The organism is Stakelama marina (genome assembly GCF_018122655.1).
Taxonomy (GTDB): Bacteria; Pseudomonadota; Alphaproteobacteria; order Sphingomonadales; family Sphingomonadaceae; genus Sphingomonas; species Sphingomonas marina.
On sequence record NZ_JAGRQC010000001.1, the window covers coordinates 153,350 to 172,005 of the forward strand.

General features: G+C 66.6%; 22 protein-coding genes. 14 read left to right on the forward strand and 8 right to left on the reverse strand.

Annotated elements, in window-relative coordinates:
• The first annotated feature begins 18 nt into the window (after positions 1 to 18).
• Genes J7S20_RS00675 through J7S20_RS00695 form a run of 5 tightly spaced genes read left to right on the forward strand, consistent with a single transcriptional unit; the run spans position 19 to position 2,533 of the window.
• Entirely contained in the window at positions 19 to 675 is a 657-nt protein-coding gene (locus J7S20_RS00675; RefSeq protein WP_284052308.1) for a TetR/AcrR family transcriptional regulator, read from the forward strand.
• A 5-nt stretch (positions 676 to 680) separates the two neighbouring features.
• On the forward strand, positions 681 to 1,025 hold the full coding sequence (locus J7S20_RS00680; RefSeq protein ID WP_284052309.1) for a hypothetical protein: 345 nt from the start codon (positions 681 to 683) through the stop codon (positions 1,023 to 1,025).
• Positions 1,026 to 1,062: 37 nt separating this feature from the next.
• Entirely contained in the window at positions 1,063 to 1,632 is a 570-nt protein-coding gene (locus tag J7S20_RS00685) for a hypothetical protein (RefSeq protein WP_284052310.1), read from the forward strand.
• Positions 1,629 to 2,099 carry a hypothetical protein gene (locus J7S20_RS00690; protein WP_284052311.1) on the forward strand — a complete coding sequence of 157 codons (471 nt, stop codon included), beginning with the start codon at positions 1,629 to 1,631 and terminating at the stop codon, positions 2,097 to 2,099. Before J7S20_RS00685 ends, J7S20_RS00690 begins: the two co-directional genes overlap by 4 nt.
• The gene (locus J7S20_RS00695) at positions 2,087 to 2,533 is read left to right on the forward strand and encodes a hypothetical protein (RefSeq protein WP_284052312.1); all 447 of its coding nucleotides are present in this window, start codon (positions 2,087 to 2,089) and stop codon (positions 2,531 to 2,533) included. The genes J7S20_RS00690 and J7S20_RS00695 overlap by 13 nt, the downstream gene beginning before the upstream one ends.
• Here the strand turns inward: J7S20_RS00695 and gspD are convergent.
• Genes gspD through gspG form a run of 5 tightly spaced genes read right to left on the reverse strand, consistent with a single transcriptional unit; the run spans position 2,527 to position 6,752 of the window.
• Positions 2,527 to 4,608, reverse strand: coding sequence for a type II secretion system secretin GspD (gspD, locus tag J7S20_RS00700; protein WP_284052313.1), 2,082 nt, complete (start codon positions 4,606 to 4,608; stop codon positions 2,527 to 2,529). The two genes, J7S20_RS00695 and gspD, sit on opposite strands and share 7 nt — an antisense overlap.
• A gap of 10 nt (positions 4,609 to 4,618) precedes the next feature.
• On the reverse strand, positions 4,619 to 5,407 hold the full coding sequence (locus J7S20_RS00705) for a type II secretion system protein N (protein ID WP_284052314.1): 789 nt from the start codon (positions 5,405 to 5,407) through the stop codon (positions 4,619 to 4,621).
• Positions 5,404 to 5,796 (reverse strand): type II secretion system minor pseudopilin GspI, encoded by a 393-nt coding sequence (gspI, locus tag J7S20_RS00710; RefSeq protein WP_284052315.1) that lies wholly within the window; start codon positions 5,794 to 5,796, stop codon positions 5,404 to 5,406. Before gspI ends, J7S20_RS00705 begins: the two co-directional genes overlap by 4 nt.
• Positions 5,793 to 6,287, reverse strand: coding sequence for a prepilin-type N-terminal cleavage/methylation domain-containing protein (locus J7S20_RS00715; RefSeq protein ID WP_284052316.1), 495 nt, complete (start codon positions 6,285 to 6,287; stop codon positions 5,793 to 5,795). The genes gspI and J7S20_RS00715 overlap by 4 nt, the downstream gene beginning before the upstream one ends.
• Positions 6,288 to 6,296: 9 nt before the next feature.
• Positions 6,297 to 6,752 carry a type II secretion system major pseudopilin GspG gene (gspG, locus tag J7S20_RS00720; RefSeq protein WP_284052317.1) on the reverse strand — a complete coding sequence of 152 codons (456 nt, stop codon included), beginning with the start codon at positions 6,750 to 6,752 and terminating at the stop codon, positions 6,297 to 6,299.
• 90 nt (positions 6,753 to 6,842) lie between these two features.
• Here gspG and gspL point away from each other — a divergent pair, with 90 nt between their 5' ends.
• The 4 genes from gspL to J7S20_RS00740 are packed head-to-tail and all read left to right on the forward strand — an operon-like array spanning position 6,843 to position 11,153.
• Complete coding sequence (gspL, locus tag J7S20_RS00725) at positions 6,843 to 7,943, forward strand: type II secretion system protein GspL (protein WP_284052318.1); 1,101 nt, start codon at positions 6,843 to 6,845, stop codon at positions 7,941 to 7,943.
• Complete coding sequence (gene gspM, locus J7S20_RS00730) at positions 7,940 to 8,440, forward strand: type II secretion system protein GspM (RefSeq protein WP_284052319.1); 501 nt, start codon at positions 7,940 to 7,942, stop codon at positions 8,438 to 8,440. The genes gspL and gspM overlap by 4 nt, the downstream gene beginning before the upstream one ends.
• Complete coding sequence (gene gspE / locus J7S20_RS00735) at positions 8,437 to 9,927, forward strand: type II secretion system ATPase GspE (RefSeq protein WP_284052320.1); 1,491 nt, start codon at positions 8,437 to 8,439, stop codon at positions 9,925 to 9,927. The genes gspM and gspE overlap by 4 nt, the downstream gene beginning before the upstream one ends.
• On the forward strand, positions 9,927 to 11,153 hold the full coding sequence (locus J7S20_RS00740) for a type II secretion system F family protein (protein WP_284052321.1): 1,227 nt from the start codon (positions 9,927 to 9,929) through the stop codon (positions 11,151 to 11,153). The genes gspE and J7S20_RS00740 overlap by 1 nt, the downstream gene beginning before the upstream one ends.
• Positions 11,154 to 11,159: 6 nt before the next feature.
• Here J7S20_RS00740 and J7S20_RS00745 read toward each other — a convergent pair whose 3' ends face one another.
• On the reverse strand, positions 11,160 to 12,035 hold the full coding sequence (locus tag J7S20_RS00745) for a dienelactone hydrolase family protein (RefSeq protein ID WP_284052322.1): 876 nt from the start codon (positions 12,033 to 12,035) through the stop codon (positions 11,160 to 11,162).
• Positions 12,036 to 12,116: 81 nt separating this feature from the next.
• A complete protein-coding gene (locus J7S20_RS00750) occupies positions 12,117 to 12,782 on the reverse strand; it encodes a type II secretion system protein N (protein WP_284052323.1) in 666 nt (221 codons plus the stop codon).
• A gap of 47 nt (positions 12,783 to 12,829) precedes the next feature.
• On the opposite strand from J7S20_RS00750, the gene J7S20_RS00755 reads away from it, so the two are divergent.
• From J7S20_RS00755 to J7S20_RS00775, 5 genes are read left to right on the forward strand one after another with little or no spacing between them, the layout of a single operon-like run.
• Positions 12,830 to 13,861 carry an ABC transporter substrate-binding protein gene (locus J7S20_RS00755; protein WP_284052324.1) on the forward strand — a complete coding sequence of 344 codons (1,032 nt, stop codon included), beginning with the start codon at positions 12,830 to 12,832 and terminating at the stop codon, positions 13,859 to 13,861.
• On the forward strand, positions 13,858 to 14,385 hold the full coding sequence (locus tag J7S20_RS00760) for a type II secretion system protein GspJ (RefSeq protein WP_284052325.1): 528 nt from the start codon (positions 13,858 to 13,860) through the stop codon (positions 14,383 to 14,385). Before J7S20_RS00755 ends, J7S20_RS00760 begins: the two co-directional genes overlap by 4 nt.
• Positions 14,382 to 15,266, forward strand: coding sequence for a type II secretion system minor pseudopilin (locus tag J7S20_RS00765; RefSeq protein ID WP_284052326.1), 885 nt, complete (start codon positions 14,382 to 14,384; stop codon positions 15,264 to 15,266). Before J7S20_RS00760 ends, J7S20_RS00765 begins: the two co-directional genes overlap by 4 nt.
• A 15-nt stretch (positions 15,267 to 15,281) precedes the next feature.
• A complete protein-coding gene (locus tag J7S20_RS00770) occupies positions 15,282 to 16,046 on the forward strand; it encodes a tryptophan 2,3-dioxygenase (RefSeq protein ID WP_284052327.1) in 765 nt (254 codons plus the stop codon).
• Entirely contained in the window at positions 16,043 to 17,188 is a 1,146-nt protein-coding gene (locus J7S20_RS00775; RefSeq protein ID WP_284052328.1) for an aminotransferase class V-fold PLP-dependent enzyme, read from the forward strand. Before J7S20_RS00770 ends, J7S20_RS00775 begins: the two co-directional genes overlap by 4 nt.
• On the opposite strand, the gene J7S20_RS00780 is transcribed toward J7S20_RS00775, so the two are convergent.
• The gene (locus J7S20_RS00780) at positions 17,185 to 18,624 is read right to left on the reverse strand and encodes a glucoamylase family protein (protein ID WP_430980887.1); all 1,440 of its coding nucleotides are present in this window, start codon (positions 18,622 to 18,624) and stop codon (positions 17,185 to 17,187) included. The genes J7S20_RS00775 and J7S20_RS00780 overlap by 4 nt on opposite strands.
• Positions 18,625 to 18,656: the final 32 nt, after the last annotated feature.

Genomic DNA, 18,656 nt, shown 5'->3' on the forward strand with positions numbered 1-18,656 from the left:
GTCGGTGCGGAGATGATGGTGACTGATAATAAATGTTGTGAACGTACCAAGCGCACCGGTGCGGGGCGGCCGCGCGACCCTGCCAAGGACGACGCGATCCTGGCCGCGGGGCGCGAGCTGTTTTTCGAACGCGGATTCAACGGTAGCACGATCGAGGAGATCGCGCAGCGCGCGGGCGTGTCGAAGGTGACCGTCTATAAGAGGTTCGGCGACAAGGAGACGTTGTTCGAAACCTGCGTCCGTACCGAGATCGGCAAGATGGCGGCCGCGTTCGAGGCCGGCGATATCGGCGATGGCAGGCTTGAGGCGCGGTTGAATGCATTCGGCGAAGCGCTGCTGACCTTCATGTACGAACCGAAGCACGTCGCCCTCGACCGTATCATGGCGCAGGAATTCAGCCAGATGCCCGAACTCGGCCGCCGCGTGTTCGAAGCCGGCCCGGCGCAGACGCGGGCAAGGCTCGCCCAGCTGATCGAGGAAGCCTGCGAGGACGGTGTGCTGACATGCGAAGACACGCTGCGCGCGGCCGAAGACCTGACTGCCCTGTGGAAAGGCTTTTCCGACGTCGAGCTGAAATTCGGTATTCGCCGGCCGATGTCGCCCGAGGAAATCCGAAATCACGTCCATCACGGAACGCGAACGTTCCTGCGCGCGTATGATGGCCAGAAAGGATGAAGCCGATGAAAAGACTTGCAGCAATCGCTCTCTTCGCCGGACTCGCGGCGTGCCAGCAGCAGACGACCGAGCCGACCACCGCGCCGGACAACGGCGCGGCCAACATGGCCGAGGCGGGCACGGGCAACGATGTGGCGGCGCAGATGGAGAAGCTGCCCAAGGCCGCGCTCAATGCCACGCTGATCCGCGCGATCCTCGACGCCGGGATGAAGTGCGAGGGCGTCACCAAGTCCGAACGCTTGCCCAATCAGGATATCCCGACCTGGCGCGCGACCTGCCAGAGCGGCGAGGCGCACCTCATTCAGGTTTCGCCCGACGGCACGGCGCACGTCATCAGCCGCACCAACTAGGCTTTTCCAACCGACCCGCTGGCGGTAGGGCGGTGGTATGACGCCGTCCGATCCGCCGGGCAACCGCCCCGTCGACAGCCTGTTCGACCGCATGATGCGGATACGGTTCCGGCGCCGGTCGTTCGCATGGAACGCCGGTCAGGCGGCAGGTCGGGCATTTCCCGATATCGGGCCGCGGCGATCATGGGTCGTTCCGGCGCTGGTCGCGCTCCTGATCGCAAGCGGGCCGGCCTTGACCTGGGCAGCGGCGTCGATCCTGCACGCTCGCATCCGGGCGCAGATAGAGGCCTTGCGCGAAAAGGAAGCGCCCGCGCTAGCCGCACGCGCTGCCCGGCAGCGGGGCAGGGATATGCTGAGCGATGCGTTTGCCGTTCCACCGGCGGCTAATGTCCTCGACCGAATCGCGAAGGTGCTGCTGGAACAGGTGCGGCTATCTGATCTGCGCCGCAGCCGCGATGGCGCGCTGGAAATGCAGATTGCGGCGAGTGATCCCGACCAGTTGCGAGAAGCGCTGCGTCGCGATCCGCTGTTCGCACGGCTGCGCGATACCGGGCAGCGGCGCGGCGACGGCGTGATGATCGTTACATTGCGGGAAGGTGCCCGGTGACGTGGCGCGGCCTTTTCGCGGGGGCGGTGGCAGGTATGCTGGCGGCGTTCTTCCTCGCCATTCCCATGCGGCATTCGCTCGGCGAGTTGACGCGTGCTCGAGCAGGATTAAGCGCGCTGCGTTCGGCCATCGAGGACACTGGAACCGACCGCCCCCTGATCGCCGGCAACAAGGTTTTGCGCGCCGCGTCCGCCCGTGCGGCGCGCGCGGCAATCGGCAATCGGGTCAGGGGACTTGCCAATCGCGGCGGCGTGCTTGTCGAGGCAATGGGGGCGGGGGGCGACGCGGGCGAAGGACTGGCTGCCGTTTCCGTGCGCCTGTCGGGCAATGAAAAGGCGGTGATCGCGCTTGCCGACGCGATCGAACGCGGCGACCCGGTCATGCGGTTCGGATCGTGGCGCATACGCGCGATCGCCGATGGTACGGTTCGGTTGCAGGGGGTGTTGGTGGCGCCATGGCGAGCTTGACGCGCTTCGAGCTTGGCGGACTTGCGGCTGGTGCGCTGATCGCCACCGCGTGTCCGCTGATCCTGATCCCGCGAGCGACTGTCAGGGAAGCCGCCGCGAGCCATAGGGTGACGAAGCCGCTGGCCGTGCCCGATACTCCGCGACCTGATGCGGCATATCGGCGCGAGCTTTTCGCGCCTGCGCTTACGCTCGGCACCGACCAGGCGGCATTGCCCGCAGACGCGCCGCAATTGCTGGGCATTGTCGGCCGGCTGGGCAGCGGCGCGGTTGCGCTGGTTCGCACCAGCGGCGGAGACACGCGCTCGCTGGGTCCCGGTGACAGTGTCGATGGCTGGCGGCTCGTCTCGCTCGCGATCGACGCGGCCTATTTCGAACGCGGCGGCGAACAGATACGCGTGCCCGTTCCTTCCGGCGATGACAGCGACGCTCAGTAAATCCCGTTGATCTCGACCGTCAGCCGCGGTGCGGGCGGGTTGATGAGCAGGCTGCCATGCTGGTCATAGGTCGCCTCTTCACCGCGCAGCCGGGCGTATTTCGCCTTGGCGAGCTCGGTCGCCGCCTCGGTGTCGCGCAGGATGGTGGGCTTCAGGAAAATGAACAGCACGCGCTTGGTCTGGCTCTCCTGGCGCGACTTGAACAGATTGCCGAGGATCGGAATGTCGCCGAGCACGGGGACGCGCTGTTCGGTGTGCATGCGGTCGTCCGAAATCAGGCCGCCCAGCACGATCGTCTCTCCATCGTCGGCCAGCACCGTGGTCGTGATCTGCCGGCGATTGGTGATGAGGTCGGCAGCGCCGGTGATATTGGCGTTGACCAGCGAGGAAACCTCCTGGCTGACATCGAGGCGTACCACCTCTCCCGCATTGATACGGGGAATGACCTTCAGCGTGATGCCGACATCCTTGCGCTCGATCGTCGTGAACGGGTTGAGCGAATTGCCGTCGGTGGTGAAGCTGCCGGTGCGGAAGGGCACATTCTGTCCGACGACGATCTCGGCCGGCGCATTGTCGAGGACGGTGACCTGCGGCGTCGAAAGCAGATTGGCGTCGCTCGATCGGCCAAGCGCCTGCACCAGCACCGAAAAGTCGTTGCCGATGCCGATATTGGTCGTCAGGCCCGAACCCAGCAGGTTGCCAGCCGGAAAACCGAGTGCCGACAGGATCGATCCGAGCGGAGTGCCAGCGGTTCCGAAGGACGTGCCGCCGCCCTTGACGCTGGTCAGCGCGCCGGCGGTAAGCCCGAACTGGACGCCCAGCTGTTCGGCCTCGTCGCCCGTGATCTCCGCAATCGCAGCCTCGATATGCACTTGCGGGCGGCGGACATCGAGGTCGTGGATCAGCCCCTCGATCGAACCGATCGCCTTTGGCGTGCCGCGCACGACGACCGCGTTCAGTTCGGGCGCCGGCTGGACGGTCAGGTCGGGCGTCGTGAAGCCCTGCGGCGTCTTGTCGCGCGACCCGCCGGGCATTGCAGTGGCCGAATTGCTGGTGATCGCCTGCGCCGCGGCGGCCGGGTCCGATGTCGTCATCGTCGGCGTGCGGCCCAGTGCCGATGCGCCGCCCAGTGCACCGCCGAGATTACCCGCACCATTGTCGTTCGCGAACGGATTGCCGCTGTTCGAAAGGCTGCGCGCGACCGGGTTGTTCGACGTTTCCTTGCCGCCAAGCACGCCGCGAAGCACTTCCGTCACCGACTCCGCATCGGCATAGTTGAGCCGGAACATCCGCGTGATCGGCGTTGCGCCGCCCGGTTCGTCGAGCCGCGCAGCGATCGCGCGCGCCTGCGCCACCGAGGCGGGGGCACCGCGCACGATCACCGTGTTGCTGCGCAGGTCGGCGGCGACGCGCGCGCTGCTGTCGTCGCCCATCACCCCCTGAATGGCGTTGGCGACTTCGCGCGCATTGCCGTTCGTCAGCTTGATCGTGGCGAAGGTCGATCCGCCGCCGCTGTCGAGCTGGTTGGTCAGGATCTCTATGCGCCGGACATTGTCGGCATAGTCGGTGACGACGATCGCGTTCGGGCTTTTGAGCGGTTCGACGCTGCCGAAGCTGGCAACGAGCGGCCGAACGATCCGGGCGGCGTCTTCGGACGGCACATTGGCGAGGCGGATCATGCGCGTCACCATTTCCTGTCCGCTGGCATTGCGGCTGGGCGTGCCGCCGTCGCGAACGGCGGTCGCCTGCGGAATGATGCGCCATGCCCGGCCCGATCGCACCGCCGCAAAGCCATTGGCGCGCAGGACCGACTGGAACAGTTCCCATACCCCGGACGGCGACAGCGGTTCGGCGGAGGTGACGGTGACGTTGCCCTTTACCTGCGGATCGAGGATCAGCGTGCGCCCGGTCAGCCGTGAAATCTGCTCGGCAACCTGCGCGATGTCGACGCCGCGCATATTGACGACGATATCGGCGGGCGGGCCGTTGGCGGCGGCGTCCTGCGCCCATGCCGGGGCGATCAGGGAACTGGTCAGGGCCAGCGCGAGCAGCAGGGATCGAATCGCTTTCAGCACTATCACGTCTCTAACGGGTCGGGACGGTGACGGTAATCGTCTTTCCGTCGCGCAGGATCTGGATCTGGGCGGAACCGCTCTGTTGTGCGGCGGTATAGGCGGCACGCGCGGAAGCGGCGTCGGTAACGGGGGTGCCGTTGACCGAGCTGATGACATCACCGGGTTGCAGGCCCGCCGGCGCGTTGTCGCCGACGCGGATACCGTTGCCGGTCGCCGTCGCGCCGAAGCGCGCCATCACGTCGTCGGCGCTGGGCTGCGTCGCTGTCGGCGCGGGCGGCGTCGCGCCGGGCGGCGGAGTGCGATAGACGGGCGAGGCGCTGGCGTTCTGATCCGCGCCCGCGGCCTTGGTGGGATCAGGCAGCGCGAGATATTCGATCCGCCCGCCATTGTTCAGGATGACGCGGTCGCGGCGAATGGCGGCGATGGTCGCGCCGCCGACCGAATCGCCGACGCCGAAATTTTGCGGCGCATCGTTGCCGACGGCGATGAAGGCGGTCGAAAGCGATGCGGGGATCGCGAAAATCACGCCCTTCAACTCGGCTTCGATCGAAGTGGGAACGCCATTGTCGCCGATCGCCGACTTGCCGAACGGCGCAAGCGCGACCGCCGGCCCGATATCGGTGGTGACCGCGACCGGCCGGCCGGCCGAGGGCACGGTGATCGCGCCGACGCCGGCATGCCCCGCCAGCCGCCAGGTCAGCCCGGCGAGCGCGAAGGCGACCGAGACGATCATCAGCGCGGTCAGCATGTCCAGGCCGGTCTTTATCTGGCGCGGGCTGGGACGATAGTCGGACATCATGTCGCCGCGCCCGTATCAAGAAAGCCGTCGAGCGTCGCCATCGGCGCGTCGCCGCCGCTGGCGAACACCTCGACGCGCACCCGGGCGATCGACGGATCGCTTGTCGCGGCCTGCCGCGTTTCCACGCGCCACTGCCGGCCCAGCATTTCGACCGAATCCGCCCGTGCGGCGGGATCGCCGATCTGCAGTTCCGCCATCCGGTTTTGCGCCACCCACATCGCGGTCGCACGCTGCTCCATTCCGCGCGTGGAGTCGATATGCGATTCGACCGTGCGGATCAGGCCGACCGATGCGATCGCGAGGATCGCGAGCGCGACCAGCGCCTCGATCAGCGAAAAGCCCGCGTCGTCGGATGCGTCTGCGCGGATGCTGTCCGGACGGCGCATCATGTCCGGGGCTGCTGCTGCAACTGCCCGGCCGGTATGGCCGATGTCGTCGCCGTAAGCCCGTCATACAAGACGCGCCACGCCTGATCGCCGCTTTCGATCGTCGCGCTCAGCGGCTCGCCGGAACCATCGACCCCCAGGACCACCGGCGGGCGGACGCTGAGCGTTACCCGCATCCCCGCGGGCAGCCGGTGAAAGCCGAAAGCGTCGTCGGTGCGTTCCACCCAGCCGCCATCCTGATAGGTCGCGAAGCCATAACCGTGCTCCTTCGCGGTGAAGGCGATCAGCTTGTCGCCCAGCATCGCATCGTCCGCCGCCGCCTGGAGCCGGGTGGCGAGGCGGTGCGCCTCGGCCTCCGCGCTCGGCGCACGCGTCGCCGCGCCGATGCCGAGCGACACCGCACCCGCCGCGATGCCGACAATCGCAAGGACGATCAGCATCTCGATCAGCGTCATGCCGCGGTCGGCAGGCTTGATGGATCGGCGGCCCCCCACGGGTCTCTGCTAGATCGACTTGCTGTCGATATCGGCGTCGAGATCCTGACCGCCCGGCTTGCCATCCTTGCCGAGCGATTTGAGCGTGAAGCTGCTGCCGTTGCTTTCATATTCGAACGGATGGTCCCAGCCATCGGCGGGCATGCGGCTGAGATAGCCCTCGGACGGATAACTGCTGGGCACCGGCGGCGAAGACGGTTTTGCGACCAGCGCCTTCAGCCCCTGCTGTGTCGTCGGATAGCTGCCATTGTCGAGCCGGTACATCTTCAGCGCGCCTTCGACGCTCAGGATGTTGGTCTTGGTCGTCGTCGCCTTGGCCTGATCCGGGCGATCGATGACGTTCATCGTTATCATCGTCGCGACGATGGCGATGATCGCCAGCACGACGATCATCTCGATGAGCGTCAGGCCGGTTTCGTCTTGCGAGACATGACGGCGCTTGCGGCGGGTGCGGCGCGGTGCCACGGTGTCACGGAATTGTTGTAAAACTATGCGCATCCGGGCTCCATGCGATCGGTCCATGAAAGCAATGTTACAGGCACGCCCGAGTCGGGCATGAACGAAGATTATTCGTCCGATGCCGCAGGTGCGCGGCCCTCCGGCATATGGACGGTTGCCGGGGACCGGCTGATCATAGTCGATGGCGATGCGCCCGCAACCATCCTCGTGCCCAGCGAATCGGTGCGTCTGCTCGCGGTCGATCTGCCGATCAGGTCACGGGCGAAGCGGTTGCAGGCATTGCCTTTCGCGATCGAGGACCAGATCGCCGAACGTCCGGAGAGCGTGCATCTGGCGCTGGGAAGCGAGATTTCCTCGAACCGCTATCTCGTCGGCGTCGTGGCGCATGCGCAGATGGAACGCTGGACCGAAATGGCGGAGGAAGCCGGGCTCGGCCACGCGGCGATGGTGCCCGACGCGCTGGCGCTGCCGGTGCCGCCGGAGGGGCATTGGGCGGTCGATCTTGGTGAAACGCGCGCTACCGTGCGCGCAGCCGACGGAACGGGCTTCGCGCTGGCCGCGCCGATGCTGCGCGCGGCGTGGGAGCGCGCCGGGCAGCCGCCGTGCCTCGCCTATGGCGACCCGCTGCCCGAGGATATGGCCGCGCCCGAGATCGCGCCTCCCGGCCAGTCGCGTGCAGAGCGGCTGGCGCGCCCGGCGCTCGATCTGCGGCAAGCGGGCTATGCGCGGCAACGGATGGCAAGTTCGGCGGGCTGGGGACGGCGGCTGGCCTGGATCATCGGGATCGGCGCGGTGGCGCATACGGTAATCGCCAGCGCGGATACGCTGATGCTGCGCTCGATCGCCGATCGACGCGAAAACGACACCCGCGCGCTCGTTCAGGCGATGGCGCCGGGGGCGTCGCTGCCGGCCGAGGGCGGCATTTCGGGGCCGGTGGCCGACCTCATCCCGCCGCCCAGTGGGCAGCGCATATTCCTGCCGCTGGTTACGCGTGTATCGGGGGCGCTTGCGCCGATGGCGTCGGTGATCGATGTGCGGACGATGCATTTCGAAGGAAATCAGCTCGTGCTCGATCTCGACACGACCGATTCGGGTGTTCCGTCGCGGATCGACGCGGCGCTGCGCTCGGCGGCGATCCCGGCGACGGTTACCCAGGGACCCGACGGGGCCGTCCGCATCACGGCGAGTGCGGCATGAAGGTGGTCCGTATTACCGAAATACCTGCGCTCGAAGCAGGCTTGGCGCGGTTCGATGCGTGGTGGACCGGGCTGACGCGCCGCGAGCGCATCCTGCTCGGCACGCTGGCGGCGCTGCTGGCGGGCGTCGTGCTGGTATATGGGGTCATCAAGCCGATTCAGTCGGCGCGCGCTGAGGCGATCGCCGATATCCGCACCTATGAAACGCTCAATGCGCGTATTCTTGCGGCGGGAAAGCTTACCACCGCGCAAGTGCCGCAGCGCACCGGTGCGCCCGAAAGCATCATATCGTCGGCGGCTTCTTCGGCGGGGTTTGCGGTATCGACGCAGCCGACCGATGACGGGGTCCGGGCGACCGCGACAGACATATCCTATGACTCGGTGCTGCACTGGATCGAGGATGTATCGAAATCGAGCAGCCTGAGCGTAACCCGCGCCGATATTTCGCACGGCAGCGCGGCGGGGCAGGTCGATGTGACGGTGGACTTCGCGGCATGACCGACACGCTGATCGTCACGGAATATGAGGAGACGCCCACGCTGCCCTATGGCTTTGCGCGCAGGAACGGCGTCGTCCTTCGCGAAGGTGCGGACGGTATCGAATGCCTCCACCGCGCCGACGCCTCGCTCGATGCCATGCTGGAGGTCCAGCGCATCGCGCCTGCCGCACGCTTCCATCTGGTCGAAGACGGCGCGTTCGATCAGGCGCTTAGCGAAGCCTTTGCCGACCGCGCCGGTATGGCCGCCGATTTCGATATCGACGAAACCGATCTCGCCGCGCTCGCCGACAGCGCGGCGCAGGTCGACGATCTGCTCGAAAGCAACGATGATTCACCCGTCATCCGCCTCATCAACGCGCTGCTGCTCGAGGCGGTGAAGGAGGGCGCGTCGGACGTTCATGTCGAAACGCAGGAAAAGCGCCTCGTCGTGCGCTTCCGGATCGACGGTGTGCTGCGCGACGTGCTCGAACCGCAGCGTGCGCTCGCGCCGCTGCTCGTCAGTCGCATCAAGGTGATGGCGAAGCTCGACATCGCCGAAAAGCGCGTGCCGCAGGATGGCCGCGTGACGCTGCGTATCGGCGGGCACGATGTCGATGCCCGCGTCTCGACGCTGCCGACGCAACATGGCGAGCGCGTGGTGCTGCGCCTGCTCGAACGTGGGTCGATGACGCTCGACCTTGCCAGCCTCGGCATGTCGCAGCGCGATGTCGCGACGTTTCAGCGGTTGCTCGACCGCCCGCACGGAATCCTGCTGGTGACCGGCCCGACGGGGTCGGGCAAGACGACGACGCTTTACACCGCGCTCACCCGGCTCAACGATCGCAAGCGCAACGTGATGACGGTCGAGGACCCGATCGAATATGAACTTCCGGGCATCGGCCAGACGCAGGTCAACACGCGCACCGACATGACCTTCGCACGCGGTCTTCGCGCGATCCTGCGTCAGGACCCCGATGTCATCATGGTCGGCGAAATCCGCGATCAGGAAACCGCGCAGGTCGCGGTGCGATCTGCGATGACGGGACATTTCGTGCTGTCGACGCTGCACACCAATTCGGCGGTCGGATCGGTGACGCGGCTGATCGACATGGGGGTCGAGCGCTATCTGCTCGCGCCGATGGTCGTCGGGCTCGCGGCGCAGCGGCTGGTGCGCAAGCTGTGCCCCGATTGCCGTCAGGAAGGGCAAGCGACCGAGGCCGAAGCGCTGTTGCTGAACAACGCGATTGCGGCAGGGGATGCGATCTGGCGGCCGGTGGGGTGCGAGAAATGCCATGACGAGGGCTATCGCGGCCGTGCCGGCCTGTACGAGGTCGTCGCGGTGGACGAACGCTTTCAGTCGATGATCCATGACGGCGCGTCGGAGGCGCAGCTCGAACGTCATGCGCGCGAAAGCAACCCGAGCCTGCTCGATGATGGCGTGGCGAAGGTTCGCGCCGGGATCACGACGGTCGAGGAAGTCGCGCGCGTCACGCGCGACGAGGGCTGATGCCCGCATTCGCATATCGGGCGGCCGACAAGAGCGGCGCGCAGAAAAAGGGCGTGATCGAGGCGGCAAGCCCGGCCGCGGCGCGGTCTGCGCTGCGCGAGCGGTCGCTGTTGCCGCTCTCGGTCGAAACCGCCACCGAGCGCGATCTGAAACCGGGCACGATCCGGTTGCCCAGCCTCCGCCGCAAGAAAATGACGACGCGCCAGCTTGCGACGGTCACGCGCCAGATCGCGACGCTGGTCGGCTCTGACATTTCGGTCGAGGAAGCGCTCCGGCTCGTCGCGGTGCAATCGGAAGTGCCGGCGGTCAGTTCTATCCTGCTCGACGTGCGTGGTGCGATCCTCGACGGGCGCAGCTTTGCGCATTCGCTGGGCCAGCATCCCAAGGCCTTCCCCGAATTCTATCGCGCCTCGGTGGCGGCGGGGGAACAGTCGGGGCGGTTGACGCACGTGCTCAACCACCTCGCCAATTTCGTCGAGACGCGGCAGGGCAATGCGCAGAAGCTGCAACTCGCGCTGCTCTATCCGGCGCTGCTCGCGGTCGTGTCGCTCGGCATGATGGTGCTCCTGATGGTCTATGTCGTGCCCGATATCGTGAACGTTTTCGTATCGCGCGGCGCCGATCTGCCTTTCCTGACGCGTGCACTGATCGCGCTCAGCGCCTTCATCCGCGATTACGGCGCCTATGTCGTGCTGGCGGCGCTGGTCGGCCTGCTGGTCTATGGCCGCTGGGCGCGCGTGCCCGCCAACCGCTTGCGTATCCACCGCGGTTTTACCCGTTCACGGCTGACGCGGCGGTTCAGCAAGCAATTCAACGCCGCGCGCTTCGCCGGCAGCCTTGCGACGCTTGTCGAGAGCGCGGTTCCGCTGGTCGAGGCGCTGCATGCCGCCGCAGCGGTGACGCCCAACCTTTATATTCGCGAAAAGGCGCTCGGCATCGCCGCACGCGTTCGCGAAGGCGCAAGCCTGCGTCAGGCGATGACCGAGGCCGATGTATTTCCGACGATGCTGACCGCGATTGTCGGCAGCGGCGAATCGAGCGGCAAGCTCGCGCCCGCACTCGGCCGCGCGGCGGACGAGCTGGAACGCGAACTCGATGCGCTGGTCGCGACGCTGGTCGCGCTTGCCGAGCCGCTCGTGCTGCTCATCATGGGCGGGCTGGTGCTGATGATGGTGCTCGCGATTCTGCTGCCGATCATCAACCTCAACAATCTGGTGACGATGTAGCGCTCGCTACGACAGCGTCTCGAACAGCGCGCTCATCCGCGTCCAGGCGCGTTCGGCCGCAACCTGATCGTAGGAAGGCGAATCGATCACCGTCCAGCCGTGATTGGCGGGATAGACTTCTATTTCCGCCGGGCGCCCCGCTGCTTTCGTCGCGGCGCGCAGCTCGGTCTTGGCCTTCGGGTCCTTCTCGTCATCATTCTGCGCGATGGCGAACAGATAGCCCGCTTTCGTCCGGTCGAGCAGTTTGTGCGGGCTTTGCGGATCGTCGTCCTTCACCAGCCCCGCACCATGGAGCGAAGCGGCGGCACGCACGCGGCCGGGCACCGCGGCTGCGGTGAACACGGTGAAGGGGCCGCCCATGCAATAACCGTTGGTGCCGACGCCGCGCGATGTATCGACCTCGTCGCGGGCGTCGAGCCAGGCGATCGCGGCGCTGGCGTCGCGCATGATCGCGTCGGGCCCCATCTTCTTGCGCATCTCGCCTGCCTTGGCGAAGCCGTCATTGGCCTGGAAGTCGGGGAAGTCCTTGAACAGCGGCGCCTTGCCCGAGCGGTAATAGTGGTTGGCGACGAGCACGGCATAACCCTGACCGGCAAGCCGGCGCGCCATCACCTTGAACGCTTCGCGGAGCCCGGCAATGTCCGGCCAGGTCAGGATCGCGGGATGCTTGCCCGATGCGGGGCGAACATAGAATGCATCCATCTGCCCGTCGGGGGTGGTGACGCTGACCATGTCCTCGGCAAGTGGCGGTTCGGCGGCGCGTGTGGTGGCGCAGGCGGAAAGCGCACCCATCGCCGCCATCGCGCTGAACTGACGGCGATTTACCGACCAGTCTGAATTGCCCGACTGTGCCCATTCGGCCAGATTTTCGCGGTCGCACATGCTGCCTTCTCCCTCTTCCCAAGCACCGAATATCGTCTCAACGCCGCGGAGCGGACAAAGGTGCCGCCTGCGCGGACTGGCTCAGAATGTGATCGACGATCCTCCCGGTATCCCGGCAAAGGGCAGCATCGCCGCGCCGTCGCGGGTCATCGTCACCGTAAAGCCGCCATCCCTGGCGAGTGTCGCCGTGACCAGTTCCTGTCGCTGCTGCGCCATCGGCGTAATGCGGATGCGCGTTTCGTTGCCGATCGGCTGCGCGGTGATGTGGAGCGGCGGAACGGGCGCTGCCGCCGCGGCTCCGCGCGTCGGCATGCAACTGCCGGCGTCGGTCGCGATCTCTCCCTCGATCTCCTGATCGTCGCCGCCGAGCGCGAGGCGCGGCAGTTCGACCTGCATCGTCATCGCGCAGGAAAAGGGCAGGTTTGGCGCGGCGAGGTGGAGCAGCGTCGCGTCGGCCGATCCGCTGACCTTGTCCACCACCATGCGGCCCGGGCGAATCAGCGCGCGCCCGCCGAGATCGGTATTGGCGCCGGTCGCGTGCCAGTCGGCGGCGAAGCCCAGGCTGGTGATAGAGCGCAGCGGTGCCCAGTCCCAGCGCAGCACGCTGCCGCCCGCGACGCCCACTTCGCCGTGCCAGACGGTGCCCGACACGCCCGTTCGCCATGCCTGATCGCCGAATAACAGGCTTGCCGGCATCGTGGCGACCATGCCGATCAGGTAAGAGGCTATGCCGATGCCGGCGAACACGATAATACGCCGTCGCGCCTTAGCCTTTTGTATTACGGGAGTCGGCGATGGATCGCCGTCAGTTATTACGATATCTGCGTTCGGGCCTGGTGCTGTCATCGACGGCATGGGCCGCTTCCCCCTTGCTGGCGGCCAAGTCTGACGACCGGCCGGTGGCATTGCTCGTGCCGCTCACGGGTCCGCGAGCGAGCCTTGGCCTTAGCATGCAGCGCGCGGCGTTGCTCGCCGAAAATGACGGGAAGCTGGTGACCTTCGACACCGGCGGAACGCCCGAGGGCGCGGCCGCAGCTGCCAAGCAGGCGCTCGACCGCAAATGCGCGCTGATCCTTGGCCCGCTCCTTTCCGGCGACGTCGCGTCCGTCACGCAAGCAGCGGGCGGCACCCCGGTTATCGCGTTCACCAACAGCGCCGATGCGCGCTCGACCGGCGCGTTCATATTCGGCATCACCGCCAGCCAGGTAACGAGCGCGATCCTCAGCTATGCGCGCTCGCGCGGTGTTCGCTCCGTCGCGGTCATCAGCGACGGCAGCGCGTGGGGCAAGGCGTCGGGGGCTGCCGCGACCGGCCTTCAGGGGACGCTCGGCATGGAAGCGCGCACGCTTGAGGTACGGCCCGACGGACCGCTGCCGATCGCTGGCGACGCGCCCGATGCGGTGCTGGTGCCCGGTGGCAGCGATACCGCGCTGTCGGTCGCACGCAATCTGAAAGGGACGGGTATCCAGATGCTCGGCACGCTGGAGGCGCTCGACCATCGTCCCACCGCGCTCGAGGTGCTGGACGGCGCCTGGATCGCCAGCCCCGACCCGGTGGCGTTCGGCAAGTTCGCGAGCGACTATCAGGCGCGCAACGGCGGCAATCCGGGTGCGATCGCGGCACTTGCCTATGATGCGGCGGGCATCGCGAAGGCGCTGCGGGCAAGCAACGCACTGAGCCGCGCCGGCGTGCTCAGCGAAGGTGGATTTCCGGGCGTCGCCGGGCAGGTCCGCTTTCGCACCGATGGCAGCGTGGCGCGCGACTTCGCGATCCTTTTGGCGGGTCCGGCGGGATACAAGAAGGTGGCGTCGAGCCAGGGCGCATGAACGCTCCGCAGCACGAGCAGGGCTTCACGCTGATCGAGGTGATGATCTCGCTCGGCCTGTTCGCGCTGATCGCGGTGGCCGGGCTGGGGCTCGTCGACAGTGTGCTGAACGTGCAGGGAAAGACCGAAGAGCGGCTCGACCGCCTGTCCGACTATCAGCGTGCGATGTATATCGTGTCGAGCGACCTCGATCAGATCGCACGCGGACCCATTGCGGGCGGTGGCGGCACGATCAGCTTTACGCGCTCGGCCGCGGGCTTTGGCGGCACGCCGGTTCCCGTGCAATATGACGAACAGGCGGGCGCCCTTATGCGGATGGCGGGCGCCAACCCGCAAACGGTGCTGACCGGCGTGGCGAACGCGCGCTGGCGCTTCTACGATGGCGGCGCGTGGACCGACCATTGGCCGCCGAGCGAGGACCGGCGCGGCGATCGCCCGCAGGCGGTGTCGCTCGACATGCAGGTTGAACGCGGGACGCTTCGCCGCGTCGTGACGCTTCCCGCGCGCCCGGACGAGCGGCCATGAGCCGTGTGAGCGTACCCGATGACGAGCGGGGGATGATCCTCGTGAATGTGCTTCTGTTCGTCGCCATTGCCAGCGGCATGGTGATGCTGATGATAAATCGCGAGGAACTGGCGCTCGATCGCGCGCTGCGCACGCGGGAGGCGGCGCGCGCGCTGTCGGTGGTGCGCGGCGGCGAAACTTCCGCGATCGTCGCGCTGCGGCGCGATGCGCGGCAGGCGGGCGATGTCGACCATCGCGGCGAAGCCTGGGCCGCGCTGTCGGAAAATGGCGCACCGATCGAAGGCGGCACGTTCGACCTCGTGATCGCCGACGCGCAGGGGCGCTTCAACATCAACAACGTCATGTCGCCGCGCACCGCCGACAAGGTGATGTTCCGCAATATCGCGCGGGCGGCGGGCCTGACCGACGACCAGATCCTCGCCGCCGCGGCGCTGGTCAAGCAATATGGCCCGGTAACCGATCTGCAACCGCTGCGCATGGCGGGGATCGACCCGGCGGTTGCGGACAAGCTGGAGCGGCTGGTGACCGCGCTGCCCGGCCATAGCGAGATCAACCTGAACGCCGCGACGCCCGAAATGCTGGGGGTGTTGTTCCATGATCCGATCGTCGTCGATCGCATGGTTTCGCTGCGTACCAATCGCGGGTTCCTGACGAAGAAGGATATTGCCGACCTCGATCAGGCGGTCCCGCCCGGCACGGGGTTCCGGTCGTCGACCTTCTGGGTGCGCGTCCGCGCGACGATCGGCGAGACGACCCAGCAGGAAGCGAGCCTGATCCAGCGTGCCAAGACGCCGGATGGCGATATACGCGTCGCCGCGGTCGAGCGCTGGCGCAACGCGTCGGTTCCGCCGGAGGCGCCGTTGTTCGCGCCGCCGTCCTGACGCTATAGGACGGGCATGACAGACGATATGACCTATGGGCGCTATCTCGCGCTCGACGACATTCTGAACGCTCAGCATCCGATTTCCGACCGGCACGACGAACTGCTGTTCATCATCATCCATCAGACCAAGGAACTCTGGCTCAAGCAAATTCTCGCCGAGATTGGCGAGGCGATGCGGATGATCGGTGAAGATCATCTGGTCGAAGCCTATAAGGGGCTGGCGCGCGTATCGCGTATCCAGGCGGTGATGACGCTAAGCTGGGACGTGCTCGCGACGATGACGCCCAGCGAATACACCCAGTTCCGGGACGTTCTGGGTGGCAGTTCTGGTTTCCAGTCTGACCAATTTCGAACCATGGAGGTTATGCTGGGTTTGCGAGACGGACCCGATTCCGGCCCGATGACGGCGGCAGCGAAGCAGTTGCCGAGCCTGTGGGATGCGGCCAATGCGGCGCTGGCACGAGCAGGCTTCGACCTGCCGGCGGTAGCGCTGTCGCGCGACTGGGCACAGCCCTATGAGCCGATGGCCGGGGTCGAGGCGGCCTGGGCAGAGGTGTACCGCGACACCGACCGTTGGTGGGGGCTCTACCAGCTTGCCGAAAAGCTCGTCGATATCGACGACGCGCTCGCGACCTGGCGCCACAAGCATGTGCTGACGGTGTCGCGCATCATCGGCGGCAAGCGCGGAACCGGGGGAACGGCCGGCGTGCCCTATCTGCAGACGACGCTGGCCAAGCGCGCCTTTCCCGAACTCTGGTCGCTCAGGACGATGCTGTGACCAGCTACAAGCACCTCTTCCAGCGCTCGCTCGGCGCTGCGCCCGACCGGTTGCATTTCGCCGCGCACAGCCATCATCTGTGGCCCGATGCCAGCTATGTCGGCCAGCTTGCGGCGTGGCAGGACGCGGCGCGGCTGGCCGACCGGAAATGGGAACGGGTGATGGGCGAGCTGTGGCCGGCAGCGCAGCGCCATGTCGCAGATGAACTGGCGCTACCCGATCCCGAAACCGTCGTCTTCGCCGGTAACACGCATGATTTCCTGATCCGTATCGCGTCGGCGATTTCGCGCCGACCGCTGCGTATCCTGACGAGCGAGGGCGAGTTTCACAGCTTTCGCCGTCAGGCCGCGCGCTGGGTCGAGGCGGGAGAGGCGGTGGTCGATACGCTGCCTGCCGACGAGCATATCGTCGCGGGGATGGTCGCCAGGGCCGGCGCCGCGGAATATGACCTGATCCTCGTCAGCGACGTGATGTTCGGATCGGGCATGGTTACCGCCGGTATCGAGCAGCTTGCGGCATTGGCGCGACCGGAGGGGCCGTGGGTCGTCATCGACGGCTATCACAGCTTCATGGCAGTCGAGCGGTCGCTCGAAGCGATTGCCGACAAGGTCTTCTTCCTCGCCGGCGGGTACAAATATGCGATGGCGGGGGAGGGCGTCGGCATCCTCCATGCGCCGCCCGGTTATGGCGCGCGGCCGGTGGTGACCGGCTGGTATGCCGAGTTCGACGATCTGTCGCTGCCGCCGGGGTCGGTCGGCTATGCGCCCGATGCCCGGCGCTTCCTCGGCGCGACGTTCGATCCTTCCGGGCTGTATCGCTTCGTCGCGGTGCGCGACATGCTGCGCGACGAAGGGCTGACGACCGCCGCGATCAACTCTCATGCCGCGATGTTGAAAGACCGGTTTCTTGATGGGCTGAAGGGCACGCCGCTCGCCGACGCCCAAATCCTCAACCCGCCGGGCGATGGGCCGCAGGCGCGATTCCTGGCGCTGCGCTGTGCGAATGCGCAGGATTGGCAGGCGCGGCTGATGGCTGAGGATGTGGTGACCGATGTGCGCGGCGACGTGCTGCGCATCGGCTTCGGCCTGTATCAGGACGAAGCTGATGTCGATGCGCTGCTCGGCGTACTGCGAGCGTTCTAGCTGTCGAGCCAGCCGCCGGTGAACCCGGCGCGCTGCAGCCCGCGACGGATCGGGGCGCAATCGCGCATCCGGCTCCAGATGAAGTCGCTGCGGTAATTGGCGAGCATCGCGACGATCGGCCCCTGATCGATGCCCAGCAGATCGTCGTCGATCCAGCCCAGCCTGGGATCGACGCTGCCACTGGTCGCATCGGGCCAGGTGAAGCTGGGGTTGAAGGAATCGATAAAGCCGTATTTGCCGTAAAGGCGACCACCCTGAAACTCGCGCAAGGCGGCAATCGTCGGTTTCACGATTTCGGGCGCGAACGCGATCGAGGCGACCGCGGCAGTGGGTGCGATCGTGCCGTCGTCGAAGCCGTCGGGCATGCTTTCCGGGCCGCGCGCGGAATAGGAGCGGAACTGGCGTTCCTGTCCGTTATAGACATGTTTGACGCTGGCCGGCCCGTCGCACGCGGTCAGGCCCCAGATGTCCTTCGAATACTCCTTCCAGCCCATCGGATTGGCGATGGCATAGGCGCGCTGGGCATAGGTCGCGCGGCGGCTGTTTTCGAAATAGTCCGAACCGATGCCGCGCATCACCTTGTCGCGGATGCCGCGAAAATCGACCCAGCTATGGCTGTATTGGTGGCCGAAATGCGGAGCGAAGGCGAGGAATTTGGTCTCGGGCGTCGAACCGCGCCAGTTCTTACCATAGGTCGCGCACCACGCGTCCCAGATTTCGGGGCCGACCGCGTGGTCGGGCGCGCCGAGCGCCAGGATGTTGACCAGCATACCTTCGTTATAACCGACCCAGTCGGCGGGGGTGAAACCGCTCTCGGGATGCCAGCCCATCGATATGGCGGGCGCGTGGTTCTGGAAGAACGGCCATTCGACGCGGGCATAGATCGCATGCGCGAGATCGCGGATCTCGCGTTCTTCGGCTGTGTCCCGGTCGAACCACTGGGCAGCGAACAGGATGCCGCCGAGCAGCAACGTCGTATCCACCGACGACAATTCGGTACGGCCGCGCCGCAATCCGGTGTCGAGATCGAGGAAATGGTAGAAAAAGCCCTTATATCCGCTCACCCCGGTTTTGCCCGGCCCCTGCGGAGCGTCGTGGAAGAAACGCAGCGTAGCGAGCGTGCGTTCGCGCGCCTGATCGCGGGTGATCCAGCCGCGATCGACCCCGATCGGATAGCTGGTAAGCGCAAAACCGGTCGCGGCGATGCTCGCGAACGGACGTGAAGGCCAGCGGTCCGGGGCGAGGCCGTTCTTCGCGTTCGTCGTATCCCAGAAGAAACGGAAGGTGCGCTCCTCGACATCGTCGAGCAGGCTGGCGTCCGTAGTGGCGACGGGCGGACTTTGCGGTGCCACGCTGCCGATACCCGCGCACCCGGCAAGCAGCCCGGTGCCCATCAGGGTGGCCGTTCCGGACATCAGTGTACGGCGATCGATCATCATAAGGCTCCGCATATAAAAAGGGCGGGGCG